14 protein-coding genes and 1 pseudogene are annotated in these 17,165 nt (G+C 62.6%); 10 read left to right on the top strand and 5 right to left on the bottom strand.

Features of this window, described 5'->3' with window-relative positions; genetic code table 11:
• Together RUW20_RS03155 and RUW20_RS03150 are read right to left on the bottom strand one after the other, a co-directional pair.
• Positions 1–340 (bottom strand): annotated as a pseudogene (locus tag RUW20_RS03155) (MFS transporter); the annotation flags it as partial.
• Between the two features lie 86 nt (positions 341–426).
• Entirely contained in the window at positions 427–1,437 is a 1,011-nt protein-coding gene (locus RUW20_RS03150; protein WP_313950743.1) for an ArsJ-associated glyceraldehyde-3-phosphate dehydrogenase, read from the bottom strand.
• A 252-nt stretch (positions 1,438–1,689) separates the two neighbouring features.
• Here RUW20_RS03150 and RUW20_RS03145 point away from each other — a divergent pair, with 252 nt between their 5' ends.
• From RUW20_RS03145 to RUW20_RS03110, 8 genes are all read left to right on the top strand, one after another.
• Complete coding sequence (locus RUW20_RS03145; protein ID WP_313950742.1) at positions 1,690–2,013, top strand: metalloregulator ArsR/SmtB family transcription factor; 324 nt, start codon at positions 1,690–1,692, stop codon at positions 2,011–2,013.
• The gene (arsB, locus tag RUW20_RS03140) at positions 2,010–3,053 is read left to right on the top strand and encodes an ACR3 family arsenite efflux transporter (protein WP_313950741.1); all 1,044 of its coding nucleotides are present in this window, start codon (positions 2,010–2,012) and stop codon (positions 3,051–3,053) included. Before RUW20_RS03145 ends, arsB begins: the two co-directional genes overlap by 4 nt.
• A gap of 159 nt (positions 3,054–3,212) precedes the next feature.
• Complete coding sequence (fbaA, locus tag RUW20_RS03135) at positions 3,213–4,286, top strand: class II fructose-bisphosphate aldolase (RefSeq protein ID WP_313950740.1); 1,074 nt, start codon at positions 3,213–3,215, stop codon at positions 4,284–4,286.
• 223 nt (positions 4,287–4,509) lie between these two features.
• A complete protein-coding gene (locus tag RUW20_RS03130) occupies positions 4,510–6,216 on the top strand; it encodes a diphosphate--fructose-6-phosphate 1-phosphotransferase (protein ID WP_313950739.1) in 1,707 nt (568 codons plus the stop codon).
• A 474-nt stretch (positions 6,217–6,690) separates the two neighbouring features.
• On the top strand, positions 6,691–9,786 hold the full coding sequence (locus RUW20_RS03125; RefSeq protein ID WP_313950738.1) for a two-component regulator propeller domain-containing protein: 3,096 nt from the start codon (positions 6,691–6,693) through the stop codon (positions 9,784–9,786).
• Positions 9,787–9,998: 212 nt separating this feature from the next.
• On the top strand, positions 9,999–11,582 hold the full coding sequence (locus tag RUW20_RS03120) for an amino acid adenylation domain-containing protein (protein WP_313950737.1): 1,584 nt from the start codon (positions 9,999–10,001) through the stop codon (positions 11,580–11,582).
• The gene (locus RUW20_RS03115; RefSeq protein ID WP_313950736.1) at positions 11,579–13,078 is read left to right on the top strand and encodes a hypothetical protein; all 1,500 of its coding nucleotides are present in this window, start codon (positions 11,579–11,581) and stop codon (positions 13,076–13,078) included. Before RUW20_RS03120 ends, RUW20_RS03115 begins: the two co-directional genes overlap by 4 nt.
• The gene (locus tag RUW20_RS03110; protein ID WP_313950735.1) at positions 13,078–13,326 is read left to right on the top strand and encodes an acyl carrier protein; all 249 of its coding nucleotides are present in this window, start codon (positions 13,078–13,080) and stop codon (positions 13,324–13,326) included. The genes RUW20_RS03115 and RUW20_RS03110 overlap by 1 nt, the downstream gene beginning before the upstream one ends.
• Positions 13,327–13,521: 195 nt before the next feature.
• Here RUW20_RS03110 and RUW20_RS03105 read toward each other — a convergent pair whose 3' ends face one another.
• The 3 genes from RUW20_RS03105 to RUW20_RS03095 form a co-directional block, all read right to left on the bottom strand.
• A complete protein-coding gene (locus RUW20_RS03105; protein WP_313950734.1) occupies positions 13,522–13,950 on the bottom strand; it encodes a hypothetical protein in 429 nt (142 codons plus the stop codon).
• Positions 13,951–14,358: 408 nt separating this feature from the next.
• Complete coding sequence (locus RUW20_RS03100) at positions 14,359–15,000, bottom strand: hypothetical protein (RefSeq protein ID WP_313950733.1); 642 nt, start codon at positions 14,998–15,000, stop codon at positions 14,359–14,361.
• A gap of 138 nt (positions 15,001–15,138) precedes the next feature.
• A complete protein-coding gene (locus RUW20_RS03095; RefSeq protein ID WP_313950732.1) occupies positions 15,139–15,921 on the bottom strand; it encodes a toll/interleukin-1 receptor domain-containing protein in 783 nt (260 codons plus the stop codon).
• A gap of 394 nt (positions 15,922–16,315) precedes the next feature.
• Here RUW20_RS03095 and RUW20_RS03090 point away from each other — a divergent pair, with 394 nt between their 5' ends.
• Together RUW20_RS03090 and RUW20_RS03085 are read left to right on the top strand one after the other, a co-directional pair.
• On the top strand, positions 16,316–16,609 hold the full coding sequence (locus RUW20_RS03090; RefSeq protein WP_313950731.1) for a type II toxin-antitoxin system Phd/YefM family antitoxin: 294 nt from the start codon (positions 16,316–16,318) through the stop codon (positions 16,607–16,609).
• 6 nt (positions 16,610–16,615) lie between these two features.
• On the top strand, positions 16,616–17,047 hold the full coding sequence (locus RUW20_RS03085; protein ID WP_313950730.1) for a putative toxin-antitoxin system toxin component, PIN family: 432 nt from the start codon (positions 16,616–16,618) through the stop codon (positions 17,045–17,047).
• Positions 17,048–17,165: the final 118 nt, after the last annotated feature.

Genomic DNA, 17,165 nt, shown 5'->3' with positions numbered 1-17,165 from the left:
CCATCACCCAGGCAACGACCAGCCAGGCCTGCGGCGCAAAGGCGAGCATCGACAGCGCCACCAGCTGCGTCCCAAGGCCAATGAACAGCGTCGTCTTGAGCCCGAAACGGGCGCCAATGTAGCCACCGAAGAGGTTGGTCAGAATGCCGAAGACTTCGTAAAAGATGAACAGCGAGGCGACCGCAAAAGGCGAGTAGCCAAGGTTATAGAAATAGAACAGCACCAACATGCGCGTTGCCCCATCGGTGACCGTATCCGCCCAGTAGGCGCCGGTCACCAGGACGTAGTTGCGCAAGCCGGCGCGCGACGCGTCGCTCCGCTCGGCTGATGGCTCGCTCATCATTCTCCTCCTGTCGGCTACCCGTGCGCTGAAGCCATCACCCGCAGGGCGACAACTTCAGCCGCGCCCGGCTGTGGCGAGACGCCTTACAGCGACGCCGCCAGCTTGCGTGCCAGCTCGGCGTAGCGGTTGGCATAACCCCACTCGTTGTCATACCAGGCGTAGATCTTGAGCATGGTGCCGTTGACCACCAGGGTATGCGCGGCGTCGACGATCGACGAGCGCGGGTCACCGAGGTAGTCCATCGACACCAGCGGCCGCTCCTCGTAACCGAGGATTCCCTTGAGCGGGCCTTCGGCGGCGGCCTTGAACAGCGCATTGACCTCGTCGGTCGTCGTCGGCCGCTGCATCTCGAAGACACAGTCGGTCAGCGAGGCGTTGAGCAGCGGAACGCGCACCGCGTGGCCATGCAGCCGTCCCTTCAGTTCGGGGAAGATCAGCGCGATGGCGGTCGCCGAACCGGTCGTCGTCGGTATCAATGACAGACTGGCAGCACGTGCGCGGCGCAGGTCCTTGTGCATCTGGTCATGCACCACCTGCGTGTTGGTCGAACTGTGGATGGTGGTGATCATGCCGTGCGAGATGCCGATCGCTTGATGGACGATCTTGACCACCGGCGCCAGGCAATTGGTGGTGCACGAGGCGGCGGTGACGATCTGGTCGCGCGCCGGATCGTAGAGATGATCGTTCACCCCCATGACGATGTTCAGCACATCGCCGTCCTTGACCGGCGCGGCGACGACCACTTTCTTCACCCCCGCCGCCAGATACGGCGATAGTTGGTCGACCAGGCGCCATTTGCCGCTGGCTTCGAGAACGATATCCACACCGGCTTCGCGCCAGGGACCACCAGCCACGTCCTTGGCGCTGCTGTAGCTGATCGACTTGCCATCAACCAGCATGCGCCCGTTGCTGACCGAAATGTCACGCCGCCAGCGGCCCTGCACGGAATCGAATTCGAGCAGGTGCGCCGCGGACTCTACCGGCCCGTTGGCTTCGTTGATGTGGACGAATTCCAGCTCCGGATAATCCCACGCCGCGCGCAACGCCAGCCTGCCCATGCGACCGAAACCGTTGATGCCAACCTTGATAGTCATTCTCGCTCCTCCTTTGGTGGTGGCCCTGCCGGGTTCCGGCGAGCCGACAATCTTCACGCAGCGGGCGCCGTGCGCCGCGGCAACATTTCCATATTGCTAGAAGCTTCGAAGTTTGTAAACCCCACAGCGCCAAACTCGGACAGCCATTCTGGCCGGACGACGGATCGCGACGGAGCTGACAACGCCATTGAACCCCAGCGCCCCGGGGCAAACGCTTTGCGGCGTCGGTCATATTTCGGTATTGTTGGAAAGATGAACAATACTAATGCCGTCACCGCCCTCGCCGCGCTGGCGCAGGACAGCCGCCTCGCCATCTTCCGCCTGCTGGTCCAGAACGCGCCGGCCGGCCTGACCGTCGGCGTGATCGCGGAACAACTGGAATTGCCCGCCCCGACCTTGTCTTTCCACCTCAAGACGCTCTCTCACGCCGGTCTGGTCAGCACCGTCCAGGAGGGTCGCTTCGTGCGCTGTCGCGCCGAGATGGGCAAGATCGACTCACTGATCGGCTTCCTCACCGACAACTGCTGCGGTGGCCACCCGGAAATCTGCAAGCCGCCGGAGGCTGCCAGCCAATGAGTTTTTTTGAACGTTGGCTGACGCTCTGGGTATTCCTGTGCATCGTCGCCGGCACGACTGTCGGCGTCGTCGCGCCCGAACTGGCTCAAACCATCGGCGGTTTCGAAATTGCCCACGTCAACCTCCCGGTCGGCCTGCTGATCTGGGTGATGATCATCCCGATGTTGATGAAGGTCGACTTCGATTCGCTGCATCAGGTGCGCAAACAGAAGAGCGCAATCGGCATTACCCTGTTCGTGAATTGGGCAGTAAAACCGTTTTCGATGGCCCTGCTCGGCTGGATATTTATCCGGCACGTTTTCGCCCCATTCCTGCCGGCGACACAGATCGACAGCTACATCGCCGGCCTGATCCTGCTGGGCGCGGCGCCGTGCACGGCGATGGTTTTCGTCTGGAGCAATCTCTGCCGCGGCGACGCCAACTTTACCCTCACACAAGTGGCACTCAACGATCTGGTGATGGTCTTTGCCTTCGCCCCGATCGTCGCCCTGCTGCTTGGCGTCTCGGCAATCCCCGTTCCCTGGCAAACCCTGTTCCTGTCGGTCGTCATGTACATCGTGCTACCACTGGCGATAGCCCAGTTCGCCCGCCACCAGCTGCGTCAGCGCGGCGACCCGGCGCTCCGGCGAGCGCTGGCGCGTATCGCACCGTTTTCGATCGTCGCCCTGCTGGCGACTCTGGTGCTGCTGTTTGCCTTCCAGGGTCAGGCGATCGTCGACCAGCCGTTGATCATCGCCATGCTGGCGGTACCGATCCTGTTGCAAGGCCTGCTCATCGCTGCCCTCGGCTACTGGCTCAACCGCAAGTTCTGCGTGGCCCATGCGGTGGCCGGCCCGTCGACAATGATAGGCGCATCAAACTTCTTCGAGCTGGCCGTAGCGGTGGCGATTGTCCTGTATGGCTTCGATTCCGGAGCCGCACTGGCGACCGTCGTCGGCGTCCTGATCGAGGTCCCGGTGATGCTCTGGCTGGTGCGCCTGGTGAATCGCAGCAAGCCCTGGTACGAGGCCGGACTGAGCCCTGCGCAACCGGTTTCCTAGTTGGCTTGAACAACGGAACCAGTGCCCGCAAGGGTCGGGCAGGCGGCCCTTGACGAGTGGCAGTTCGAACGAGATACTTCTAGTGAACCGGTCAACTTCAGCGGCCGTTTTCCTCTAGTTTCTGAACCCTTTCGATCAACCGAATCTGGACAAGAACTCATGAATGCAAAAAGCATCAAACCAGGCGTCGCCAGTGGCGACCAATTACAAGCGATCTTCGAGCTGGCCAAGGAAAAGCGGTTTGCCCTGCCGGCCGTAAACGTCATCAATACCAGCACCGTCAATGCGGTGATGGAAACCGCCGCAGAACTCAACTCTCCGGCAATCATCCAGTTCTCCAACGGCGGGGCGCAGTTCTTTGCTGGCAAGGGACTCGGCAATGCCGACCAGCGTGCCTGCATCGCCGGCGCCGTTTCCGGTGCGGTACACATCCATCAAATGGCCGAGCTGTACGGCTGCACCGTGGTGACCCATACCGACCACGCCGCCAAGAAACTGCTGCCGTGGATCGACGGCCTGCTGGATGCCGGCGAGCAGTATTTCAAGGTGCATGGCAAGCCGCTCTACAGCTCGCACATGTTGGACCTCTCCGAAGAGCCGATCAGCGAAAACATCGAGATCTGCAAGCGCTATCTCGAACGGATGAGCAAGATGGGCATGACCCTGGAGATCGAACTCGGCGTCACCGGCGGTGAAGAGGACGGCGTGGACAACACCAATGTCGACAGCTCCAAGCTCTACACCCAGCCCGAAGACGTGGCTCTGGCCTACGAAGAGCTCTCCAAAGTCAGCAATCGCTTCACCGTCGCCGCCGCCTTCGGCAATGTACACGGCGTCTACAAGCCGGGTAACGTCAAGCTGCAGCCGATCATCCTGAAGAACTCACAAGAGTACGTGCAGAAGAAATTCGGCACCAAAGCGCAGCCGGTCGACTTCGTCTTCCACGGTGGATCGGGATCGAGCCTCGAGGAAATCCGTGAAGCGATCTCCTACGGCGTCATCAAGATGAACCTCGACACCGACCTGCAGTGGGCCTTCTGGGACGGCGTGATGGGCTTCTACAAGAAGAACGAAGGCTATCTGCAGGGTCAGATCGGCAACCCCGAGGGTGACGCCAAGCCGAACAAGAAGTACTACGATCCTCGCGCCTGGCTGCGCAGTGGTGAGGACGCTTTCCGCGCCAGGCTGAAGCAGGCCTTTGCCGACCTGAACAACATCGGCACGCTGGGGTAATCGTCCGCCGAGCGCACTGAAACGGGCTGGCCCAGGTCTGGGCTGGCCCGTTTTCGTATCGCACTTCGCCGCCAGCCGTTTTTCCTGGCGAACCCGGTTGCCGCGGCCAGATGCCGCGCGAGGCAGCGTGCGGGCCAGGGCGAGCAGCCACGCCCCGCCAGGCGCTTGCGCAGCCCTGCCCTTTTCCGACACCACTCTTCTAGTAAAAAACGAGGACCCACGCATGAGCACCCTGGCAGAACAGCTAATCCAGACAGAAGCGCACAAATCGATTTTTGAATCCGCCGTCCGCCAACTTCCCCTTCCCGTCTGTGCGGCATTCGGCTCGTCCACCAACCCGCAGCCGGTCAGCTTCAGCAACACCGCGCGCGTCCTGAGCACCAAGGACAGCGAAGCCGTCGCCAAAGAGTTTCCGCAATCCGTTGCCGCATCAGGCAATGTCGTCCTCACCTCCGCCGGCCCCAGCAGCGCCAAAGTGCAGGGCAAGCGGGTTGCCGTCCTCTTCTCGGGTGGCCCGGCTGCCGGTGGTCACAACGTGGTCTGCGGCCTGAAGCGGGTGCTCGGCGCCGGCAACACCCTGTTCGGCGTCAAGGCCGGCCCCAAGGGACTGCTTCAGGGTACGCTGTTCGAGATCACCGATGCCGACGTCGACTTCGTCCTCAACACCGGTGGCTTCGACTTTCTCGGCTCCGACCGCACCAAGATCAAGAGCGACGAGCAGTTCGCCCAGGTTCGCGAAACCTGCATCAAGCATAATCTCGACGCCATCGTCGTCGTTGGCGGTGATGATTCCAACACCAATGCAGCGGTGCTGGCCGAGTCGCTGTACACCGGCGTCAAGGCTGACGGCTCGGGCGTGCAGGTGATCGGCGTACCAAAAACCATTGACGGCGATCTGCAGCTCGGCGACCTGCTGGCAATCTCCTTCGGCTTCGATACGGCGACCCGGATCTACAGCGAAATGGTCGGTAACATCCTGCAGGACACCAGTTCGTCACTGAAATACTGGCACTTCGTCAAGCTGATGGGGCGCTCCGCTTCGCACGTCGCACTCGAGGTGACACTGCAGACCAAACCGGCGATCGCCATCATTTCCGAAGAGGTGTCGACCAAGAAAATGTCCTTGGCCAGCATCATCGACGGTATCGCCAAGGTGGTCGTCGACCGTTCGCACAAGGGCATGAACTACGGCGTGTTGCTGGCACCGGAAGGCCTGATCGAGTTCATCCCCGAAATGAACGCCATGATCGCCGAACTCAACGATGTCCTGGCGCATGAAGCCGACGCTTTCGCGGCACTGGCCGAGGACGCCAAGGCGCCTTTCATCGAGAGCAAGCTCAGCGCCGACAACGGGCGCCTGCTGGCTTCCCTGCCGCACTACATCGTCGACATGCTGCTCGCCGAGCGCGACTCGCACGGCAACCTGCAGGTCTCGCTGATCCCGACCGAACAACTGCTGATCGACATGACCAAGGCGCGTGTCAAGGAACTTGACGCCAAGGTGCCGTTTGCCGCCCACAGCCACTTCCTCGGCTACGAAGGCCGCTGCGGCGCGCCGACGCTGTTCGACGCCGCGTACACCTACAACCTCGGCCTGACCGCCGGCTCGCTGATCCTCGACGGCCGCAGCGGCTACATGGCGACGGTGACCGGGTTGACCAGCGGCGGCACGCCACAAGCCATCCCGCTCGCCGGCCTGCTCAACATCGAGCGCCGGCACGGCAAGGACGAGTTCGTGATCGAGAAAGCGCTGGTCAAGATGGATTCACCGGCCATGCAGTACTTCGTTTCGCGGCGCGACGAATGGGCAGCGAAAGATCTGTTCGCATCGCCCGGCCCGCGCCAGTTCTGGGGCCCGACCACGCACCAGCAACCGATCACCGTCGCACTCAATTCCGGGTCCGACTCGCTGATGTTCAAGATCGGCTGATCGCGCAGCGCAATGCGCAAGTAAAGAGGGGCCATTGGGTGACGATGGCCCCTCTTTTTGCGCTAAAAACCATACTTAGAGAGCATGACGAACTGCTGGCGCGCTTTGGCGTTCTCTAAGCTCTGCCAAACCCCATTCTATTCGTATAAGATTCAGCAAATTCAAGGCCAGTCCTGAAATTGGTCATGCGACCGCATTCGGCGAGGCTCCACTGGTCCATTTGGTTTCTGGTTCCAACGAACGGATTCGCTTCTTCATGGCGTTCCGCCACCGTGATACGGAAAAGCCATTTTGCTGCCGATACTCGCCGTCGTCGGGTTCAAAAAACCTCTGCAACTGGTCGGGATATCCCTTGTTGTAGCCACTTCGCTTCACGCCAGCCCAGTGGATGTTTCCAGGCTCCAAAACCCGCTGGCTGAGCCGCGCTTCGCGTCGGTCGGTGTCGGCATCATTCCACGCGACGTGGTTCCCACGATGGCCCAGGACCGCGCCGGGTTCTTGTGGATAGCCACGGGTGACGGCCTGGTGCGCTTCGACGGCTACCGCTTTCGCCCGCAGGAACGCGACAGCGCAGACCCCGCGGCGCGAAATCTCGGCTGGATCCGCGCCTTGCTGGCGGGGAGCGACGGCCGCCTGTGGATAGGTACCGAGTGGGATGGCCTGGCGGTCTACGACCCAGCCAGCGAAAAGGTCACCTCCTGGCGCGGAAAGCGTGACACATACGGCGACAAGAGCGAACGCGTAATGCCGACCATTCGCGCCCTGGCCGAAGACAGCGACGGCGGCATCTGGGCGGGCAGCGAGGGCGGGGGTCTGGAACGCTTCGACCTGAACAGCGGCAGCGTCGCCCGCTACCGTCATTCGCAGCAACCCGGCAGCCTCCCCGACGACCGAGTGCAGGCCTTGCTGATCGATCGCCAGGGCACCCTGTGGGTGGGCACCTGGGCTGGCCTGAGTCGTCGCCAAGCGGGCAGCAAGGACTTCGAGCCGGTGTTGTCGACAGGCAGCGGCGCCAGCCTGGCTGGACGCATCGTCCAGGCCCTCTTCCAGGCGTCGGACGGACGCATCTGGGTCGGCACGCAGCAAGGCGATCTGGCAATCGTCGATCCGACGACGACCAGTGCGCTGTTCCTGACCTACGCGGGAGACAGCGCCAACCTGGGCGCGGTGTCCAGCCTGGTCGAGGCGCCGGGCGGGCAGATGTGGGTGGGCAGATCCTCCGGCATCGATGTGCACGACGCAGTTAGCGGCCACCTGATGCAGCGGCTACGACACGATGTGCGCAAGCGCTCGGGCCTGGCGGGCAACGAGGTGACCGCCCTGATCCGCGATCACGGGGGCTTGATCTGGGTTGGCGGCTTTGGCCTCGGCCTGCAGCGCCACGACCCGAACAATTGGAGCATCTGGTTGCGCGGTGCCGATCCCGAGGGCCCCCTGGCGTCCGCCGATGTCCGCAGCGTGCTGCAGGTGGACAATGGCGAAATCTGGGCCGCCAGCCATGAAGGCGGTGTCGCCGTGATGGACGGGCAGTTGCGCGTAACCGCTGCGCTGTGGCCGCGGGGGCCGCGACAAAGCACCGCCAGCGGATCGCTGGAGAGGCCGTCGGCAGTGCGCATCGAGGCGATGGCTCAGGCGCGCGACGGCAGCGTCTGGCTCGGTGCTGATTCGCTGCTCTACCAGTTCAGCCGGGAGCGGCGGCAATTGCAGGCAGTGCCACACGGAGGCGGCCTGACACGGCGGCTGCTGGCCAGCAGCGACGGCTCCTTGTGGGTAGGCACCCAGGATGGCGTGTTTTGCCGGCGCGCCGGCGCCGCCCCAGTGCTGCGCATCAGTCAGCCGGGTGGGCAGCCCCTGCACGCCGACATCAACGCCCTCACCGAGGCACCTGACGGCAGCGTGTGGGTCGGCAGCGGCAAGGGACTCTTTCGCATCGCGGCGGGTGGCAGCGAACTACAAGCGGTCGCGACGCAAGCGGACGCCGGCCTCGGCAACCCAAGCGTCATCGGCCTTCTCTTCGACCATCAACAAACGCTGTGGGTAGACACCGCGGTGACCGGCCTGCATCGAATGAGCAGCAGGGAGGGGCAACCCGCCAGCTTCGAGCGCATCAGCCAACGCCATGGCATCGTCAGCCGGCCATTTGGCGGCGAGATGCTGGAGGATGGGCGCGGTCGCATCTGGACGCACATGTACGTCTACGACCCGGCGACCGACCGGCTGGACGAGCTGACCGCCGCCGACGGTGTCGATCTCGGCACCGGCTGGTTTCTTGCCCGTGCCAAGACGGACGATGGCCGACTGCTGTTCGGCGGCAGCAAGGGAATGCTGGTGGTCACCCCGGACGACTTCGACGTCTCAAGCTACGCGCCGCCATTGCTGATCTCGGAGCTGACTATCAACGGTCAGCGCCAGTCCGCCGGCGGGGTGCTGGACGGACTTCAGCTGACGCCCGAGCAGCGTAGCTTCAGCCTGGGGTTCACGGCCGTCGACTACAGCGACCCCGATCGCGTTCGCTACGCCTATCAGCTGCAAGGTTTCGACCCCGACTGGATCGAAACCGCGGCCAATTCCCGCTTCGCCAGCTACAGCAATCTGGACCCCGGCGACTACCTTCTGCGCGTGCGAGCCAGCAACCGTAGCGGCGTCTGGAGTCCGCAGCAACTGGCCATCGCGGTCCGCGTATTGCCCGCCTGGTGGCAAAGCTGGTGGTTCCGTCTGGCCACGCCCTCACTGCTAATGGTCATGATCTACGCCTTGATGCAGCTGCGTACCCGCCATCTTCGTTTGCGGCAGGTCGAACTGAAACGCCTGGTGAACGAACGCACCGCCGAGCTGGAGGAATTGACCCTGGCGCTGCAACGCGAGTCGGCTGCACTGCAAGAATCGAGCCTGACCGACCCCCTGACCGGCTTGCGCAACCGGCGCTTCCTGACCCAGCACATCGAGGCCGATGCAGGGCTCGCGGTGCGCGAGTACGAGAGTCACTTCAATTACGGCGCACCCTTGCGCGATGATGCCGACTTGATATTTTTCCTGTTCGACATCGATTGCTTCAAGCACGTCAACGACCGCTATGGCCACGCCGCGGGGGATGCGGTGATCAGGCAAATGAGTAATCGATTGACCGCGGTATTCCGTGACACCGATTACCTGGTGCGCTGGGGCGGCGAAGAATTCCTCGTCGTGACGCGTGAGACGCCGCGCACGCAGGCGGCCGAACTGGCCGAGCGGGCGCGCGCCGCGGTCGCTGACCGCCCATTCGAGCTTGACGATGGCAGCTCGCTGTCCAAGACCTGCTCGATCGGTTTCTGCTGCTTTCCGCTGTCAACGCAGCATCCCGCCGCTCTGGACTGGAATGCCGCGGTCAAGATTGCCGATGCGGCGCTCTACGCCGTCAAGAACGACGGCCGAAATGGCTGGCTGGGCGCCCTCAGCGCCCGCGGTGAAGCGCCCGCCGCCCTGCTTGCCAGGTCGCGTAGAACTCTGGCCGAGTGGGCGCGCTCGGGTAATCTGGAGGTGATCTGCTCGCCAGATCACGACTGCCTGGCGGCGACTCTGCTCAGCGACTGAGCGTCGCGTCGCTGGATTGATGGCGGTCACGGTCATCGCCTTGGCCACTTGCCGCGTTAAACTCTGGCCGCCCGGGTCAGCCTCGGGTACAGTGCGCGGCTGCTCGCTGCGGCAGCATCAGCGCAGGTCCCTCCCGCAAGGCTTCTGCTGCCCCCTTGGCCCACCCCGAGGGGATTCCTCGACGCGTCGATCTGACCATCACTTGGATACAAATGGCAACCAACTACAATCTGGCGCATGCCGTCTATCGCCACAGTTTGACGAATCCTGACGCCCCAGCGGTGGTCTTCAAGGGGCAGTCATTGACCTATGGCGAGATGGCTGCCAGCGCCGCGCGCCTGGCGAAGTGTTTGCGGCACAGTCGCGCCTGGCAACGCCCGGAAGAAAAGCCGCTGCGGGTGGGGATTCTTGCTTCACGCGGGATAGATGCCTGCGTTGCCTTGATGGGTGCGTGCTGGGCAGGCGCCACCTATGTTCCGATTGGCCTGAAGCTGCCCGAGGAGCGCATCCTGACCTTGCTCTCCCTGTGCGATCTGGCGGCGATCATCGCCGATGAAGAAGGCGCAAAGCTGTTGACCGAGCGCCTTCTCGGCGCTTGTCCACCGATCGTGATTCATACCGGGCATACGCCGGCAACGCCAGCGGACGACGCGGTCGAATTGCTCGCCATGACCTCACTGCCGCCGGTGACGCCCGAGGAACCCGTGCACATGACGGCGGACGAGAGTGCCTACATCATCTTCACCTCGGGCACCACCGGCGTCCCCAAGGGGGTCGTGATTTCGACCGCTGCCGTCCGCCACTACACGGTGATGATCGCCGACCAGCTTGGCTTGCAGGGCAGCGACCGGGCGCTCGAGACCTGCGAGATCGGCTTCGATTTCTCGGTGCACAACATGTTCTCGACCTGGGAAGTCGGTGCCTCGCTGCATATCCTGCCGGCGACCACGGTGATGAACGCGGTGAAGTTCGCGCGCAGTTCCGAATTGACCGTGTGGAACTCCGTGCCATCGCTGGCCGGAATGCTGCGCCAGGTCAATGCGCTCAAGCCGGGAAGCCTGCCAAGCCTGCGCGTGACGGTGTTCGGCGGCGAACAGCTTCCCGAGGGTACGGTCACCACCTGGCAGAGCGCCGCACCGAACAGTTGCATCGTCAATCTTTACGGGCCCACCGAGGCTACCGTTTTCTGCCTGACCCAGACCATTACCAACCCGCTGCCAGTGACGCCGGGACGCGGCGTTCTGGCCATCGGCACGCCGCTGCCCGGCAACGAAGCCACCGTTTTCGACGCCCACGGCCGGCAGATTGCCGACGGAACGCCGGGCGAACTGGCCATTGCCGGCGTGCAGCTGGCGGATGGCTATCTCGGCGCGCCCGAGCTGACGGCGTCGCGTTTTCCGGTGATCGATGGAAAACGCTGGTATCTGACCGGCGATGTGGCGATCCGCGACGCCGCGGGAAGCTTCCATTGCCTTGGCCGCATCGACAACCAGGTCAAGGTTCTCGGCTACCGCGTCGAACTGGAGGAGATTGACGCGCATCTGCGCCACGTCACCTGCGCCGATGTCGTCGGCTCCGTGGCCTGGCCGCTGGTGGACGGGATGGCGCGCGGCATCGTCAGCTTCGTCGGCTTGCGGACGATCGACGCTGCGCGCGTCATCTCCGAGCTCAAGGCCAAGATTCCACCGTACATGGTTCCGAGCCGGGTTCTCGCCCTGGAGAGCATGCCGCTGAATCAGAGCGGCAAGGTCGACCGGCGAGCGCTGCATCTGTTGCTTGACGCGGGAACCGCTTGAGCACTCCGGCATCGACGGCCGACGGGGCAGCACCGGGCCGAGCCGACGACTCGTCCGGCGTCAACCCCTGGCGCCGCTTCCTGGCCATCGATGAGCGAGAGAATTTCATCGCCTGGTCGCAAACGCTGACCGGTCGGCTGCTGATCTACCTGACGGCGATTGTTGCCGTCGCCACCTACTTCCCCTGGTGGGAATCCGCTCTGGTGGTCAGCGCGGCAATGGCCGCGGCCTATGCACCGAATTTCCGTAACCCGATCCTGTTCACCGCGACCTGGGTGGCGGCATTCCTCGAAATGGGACTCGCCGAGAATCGCATCCTTAGAGACATCGGCATCGTCCTGCAGCAGGAGCAGGTCACCAATGTCGCTCCGATAGCGCTGGCAGCGGCGTTCCTGCTGCTGGTGATGGTCGGTGCCTGGGCAAGCCTGGATTTTGTCCGGCGAAGGCCGAAGTCCTTCCTGGCGCGCCGTCCGTTGGTCACGCTGCTGGCCGTGGAAGTGTTGCTCTTCAGCCTGACCACCCTCGACGTCATGCAGGGGCTGCCACGCGTAGTCCTTTGGTCGATGCTGGTGGTGCTGACGCCGTACGTCTGGTTTCTGCCCTACGCCATCGTCGACCAGCGCGCCCGGGACGCCAGTCCGCCATTGCTGCAACTGGCCGTGCTGCGACCGTTCTGGAGTCCGAGCTACCTGCCATTCGGCAAGGGGGCGGCATTCCTGCGCAAGAAACTCTCGAAGACCCCGAGGGATGTGGCGATCACGCAGCTCAAGGCAGTCAAGCTGCTGCTGTGGTCGAACGCGCTGCTGGCGGTAAAGACGGCCATGGCCTGGCTGTTCGTGGAGCAAATGCAGATTCCGAGCGTGGAACTGGCGCTGGATGCCTTCCTTGGCAGTCAGCCGTACCCGATCACCGTCGGCTGGTCTGCCCTGATCCTGTCGACCGCCAACTACGCGCTGAAGATCGCCATGTGGACGGGGCTGTTCATCGGCATCGCCCGACTGGCCGCTTACCGCTTGCCGCGCGGCTGCTGGCGACCGCTCGAATCCAGAACCCTGATGGATTACTTCAATCGCTTTCACTACTACTTCAAGGAACTGCTGGTCGATTTCTTCTTCGTACCGACGTTCTTTACGATGTTCCGCAAGCACCCGCGCCTGAGGATGTTCTTCGCCACCTTCATGGCCGCCGGCGTGGGCAACGCCATCTGGCATTTCACCTGGGAAATCCATCTCCTGGCCACGATGGGCCTGGCCGGGGCAGTCGAAACCTACACCAGCTATCTGTTCTACTGTGTCGTTCTGGCGACCGGGATCGGCATTTCGCAGGTCCGCGCGAATCTCGGCATTCGCCCCTCATCAACGTTTTTCGGAAGGTGTTATTCCTTCCTTTTTGTCTGGTCGTTCGTCGTCTGCCTGCATGTCTTTGGCGACGAATCACGTAACCACACGCTGGGCGAGCGCCTCTCGTTCCTGGCGAGCCTTTTTGGAGTGAGCTGATGGATGTCAATGCCAAGCAGAAGCTACGCGAGTTTCTCAAGGAAACCCTGGCCAAGCTCGCCGATCACAAGGAATTTTCGGACAGCGAGTCGCTTTTCATCAGCGGCCGACTGGATTCGTTTTCGATGATGAATCTGATCATGCATCTGGAAGAATCTTGTGGCATCGATTTTTCCGATCTGGATTTCGATGTCGGTCTGGTTGATTCTGTTGATGATATCGAGGCTCTGGTCGACTCGAAAACGTAGGGGCCGGCGCCCCGCGTTTCACCTGTTGGCCTGATCGCCAGACAGCACACGCCGGAAAGATCAGCGACTCGACCGCCGGGCCTGTTCGGCTGAACATCTGCCGCTGACGCGGCCCGAGCAGGGCCACCTCGGTGCCCCACTCGACCGCTTGGTGTCGCTCGCCATCGGCCAGCCCTGGCTGTGGCCGGTCGACAGTCAATGGATTGCGTGTTCGATGATCTGCTGAACCTCCTGCTCCAGCCCTTTGGATGGGATTACCACCACCTTCTTGCCGGCCACTTCGGTCGAAAAACGAGGGCTTTCACTCGCGTGCTCATAGGCGTGACCGAGCTTCCCGACCATTTGGCCAACAGCGCCCGGCGAGAGCTTGTGTTCTTCCGTCAGTTCCTTGAGGCCACTCACTTTGCCATCGTGGATCCAGGCGATGCCAAAACGCTTGGGAGGTTTGCCGACGAAGACGAACGCCTGGCGTTCGGCGGGTACCACTTCCAGCGGGTCCGAAACGCGCTGCGCCAACTCCTCGAGCGGGCCTTTTACCTCGTTGAGCCAGGCTTGTGCCTCATTGTCTTCCGGGAGCGGTGGGTAGTCCTTGCTGCCGCCAAACAACTTGTCGAGCATTCCCATGGTGTCCTCCTGTTTCCGGATTGAAAGATCGCCCGCTAACACGCCGACACTGTGGATTGCCAGGATTCACGTGCTAGCAGGCCCTTTAACCCTAGGCCCTAAACGGTGAATTATCAAACCCCAATGAAATCCGGCGCGGTGAGCAGCACGCTTTCGCTCGCCAAATCCCTGACCTGTCTCCATGCCACGGCTGTTACTGCGCACCGTCAGGAGCAAGGCAAATCCACCTGTGGCTAAGAGGTGTCGGCTGTGGGTTGTTGAGCGAATCCGCGAGCAGCCGGATCGTCGGCACGCGCTGCCGCGCCAGCACCTCAGCCCAGACCAGGTGCTTGACCGCGCTTCGCTGTTGCCCGGCCTGTCAGGGTCAGACGTCCGCTTCGATGCGCAGGCCAGCTGGTCCGCAAGCGCTCAGCCGGCGATCAATCCCTGCTTCTTCAGCTCGTCGTCGATAATGCGCGTGACCTCATCGATGAGCTGCTGGCGCGAATCCGGATCCACCGATTGAGTGGTCATCGTCCACAGCATCTTCCCGCCCGGGATTTCGTAGACAATGGTCTCGATCAGATACCGGGTCTGCTGATAGGTGTAAGCCGGCATGGTGTAGACCGCGCTGTAGGCATAGCCGCCATAGCGGTAGAAGGAGCCATAGGGGCCGACCATCGCCGGTGCCAGATAGCTCTGCGGCGGCACATACACCTTGTCCTTGTCCACCGACGACAGACGCGCGGTCAAGGCGCCGTCGAATCCTTCCTGCTTGAGACGCGCAGCGATCTTCTGCTCGTTCTGTGGGTTGATTTCCTTCCCATCGGGGAACAGGGTGTAGCTGGGCACCGCCAGCGTTCCCTTCGGAAACGAGGATACCAGGCGATCCTCGACCATGCGACGGGTCGCATCATCCCCGGCGGCGATGAAGATCATGATCTTCTTCAGCGCGGCGCCACGATAACCCGGGTCGCGCCATTCCGAAACCACCGAAGTAGTCGTGCAAGCGGCCAGAAATACCGTGGAAGCCACGATGAGCAAAACACGGCGGAGCAGGCTGGCGGTCATCAGGACGTCTCGAGTGAAGTGAATCGGGAGAAAAGTATAGCCCAAGCCATGTTGCCAGAGGATCGGCGAAACCTCGGCGCTGTGCAGATGAGCGCTGCGCTTGACCTCGATGCCGGGTCAATCCCCGGCAGCGCGCCGTCATCGGTCGAGTTCATGCGCAATCTCGCGTGCCAGCGCTGCCAGCGCGCGCACCAGCTCCAGCGCCGAGAGCGCATCGAGCGGACCGGCCGTGTCCAGCATCGCCTGCTGCTCGCCCAGGGGATTGCGCGCGCCGCCGATGTCGCTCAGCAGCACCCAGCGCACCTTGACCGCGTAACGCGAGGCCGCCGCCATGAAATAGGCCAGTTCCTCGTCGCGAATGAACGACGAGGCGAGAAAGCCCGGTGAGACGAGCAGCAGGGCGGCGCGGGTCGAAGCCAGCGCCTGCGCGATCGCCTCGCGCCACAGCTCACCCGCCTCGATAAGCGTGTCGTCCCAGACCTGCACGCCCCGCAGTTCGACGTAGGGCTCCAGCGGTGCCCTGACGACATCCAGCCACTGCCGGTCGTGATGGCTGTAGCTGATGAACAGCTGCTGGCGAGAAAAACGCGACAGCCGGTTGGCAAACCCCTGCATCATCGCCGACGCCGTCGCCACGGCGTGATCGTCGTGCAGCTGATCGGCGCGCGCCGCGCCGCGGGCCGGCGGTCGTCGCCCGCCAGCGAGATCCGGCCCCCAATCGTGCAGGCACTCGCTGGCGACGCGCCGGCCGGCCTCGAAGAGATAGGCCTTGCGCTTCTGTGCTTCCGCAAAGTCGTCCAGCGCGAGATCAAAGACCGGCATCCCGACCAGTCTGGCACGCGGAATCTCATCGATCAGATACTGATCGCGGCAGGCGGCGCCGGCGCCCAGCATCGCCTCGAGGACCCTTGAGCACGGCAATTTCGTCCCGCAACTCCCGAATGGTTTCGGCCTGCTGCAACACTTGTTCCTTCAGTTCGGTGTTCTCGGCAGCAAGATGGTCGAGACGCGTGAATAGCGACCGTACCTACGGCGGCCCTTCCTCCAGCAGAGAGGAGGGCAATTCACATGGAGAACTGGGCGGTGGCGAAAACATGCAACACGCATTTAATAATAGTTAATAGTCATGTGAACGGAGAACTTCCACCACTTTCTGAGAAGCTACTCCCATCGGCCACAAGCTGCCGCCCAGCTACCGAAAAAATTGAGTTATCGACCAACCGCACCCGTTCGGATAACCGCCACCTGGGAAAGCCTTGACGGTCAACAAGTATCAAACCACAATGATCGCCATGGTCATACTAATGAGGTCGCCGTGATTACCGAAACCAGCGCGGTCAACTTCAGGCAGAACTTGGGCGAAATGATCAATCGCGTGCAGTACCGGCACGATAGCGTCGTCATCAACAAAGATGGCAAGCCAGTCGCCGCGCTGATCGATGCGCGCTTGTTCGAGCGCATTCGCCGCATGCAGGGCCGCTTCGACACTCTATGCCATCGCATCGAGGCTGGTTTTGCGGATGTGCCCGAGGCGAGCGGCTTGGCCGAAATCGAGGCCGCCGTCGCGCTTGAACGGACGTCGGTACGCGCATCCACAAACAAGCCTTGAACCGCCGTGGCGGCGCTGCGGGTGGTGCTCGATACCAATGTGCTGCTTTCGGGCATTGCTTACCCGGCCAGTGTGCCCGGCAAGATCCTGGCGGCGTGGCGCCACGGTTCGGTCGATGTGCTGCTTTCCGCCTATATCCTCGACGAGTTGCGACGCGTGCTGCCCCGCCTGGCACACCGCCATGGCTTGACGTCGGCGGAGATCGACGACCTGGTCGACGCTCTTTCCATACAAGCCGAAGTCATCGAACCGCTGCCAGACCTAGAACCAGACTTGCGCGACTTCGATGATCAGCCCGTCCTGGGCACTTTGTGCGCCGCACTCAAGACATCGGGCGCTAACTACCTGATAACCGGTGACAAGGACTTGCTGGCGATGGCTGAACGCTACCCGATCGTCGCTCCAGCGGCGTTCTGGTCCACTCATGCGGGGCTTTGATCGTTGCAACGCAATGGCAGGTCCGCGCTGATCGGCGGTCCGCGGCCAATTGCTGTCGTTCGATGATTCCGACAGGCAGCCATCTGAACGGCTGCCGTACTTCGCAAGCTGCCAGAGG

The sequence above is a fragment of the Accumulibacter sp. genome (assembly GCF_032229525.1).
Taxonomy (GTDB): Bacteria; Pseudomonadota; Gammaproteobacteria; order Burkholderiales; family Rhodocyclaceae; genus Accumulibacter.
Note: the sequence above shows the minus strand (reverse complement) of the source record. Positions and strands in the feature narration are given on the sequence as shown.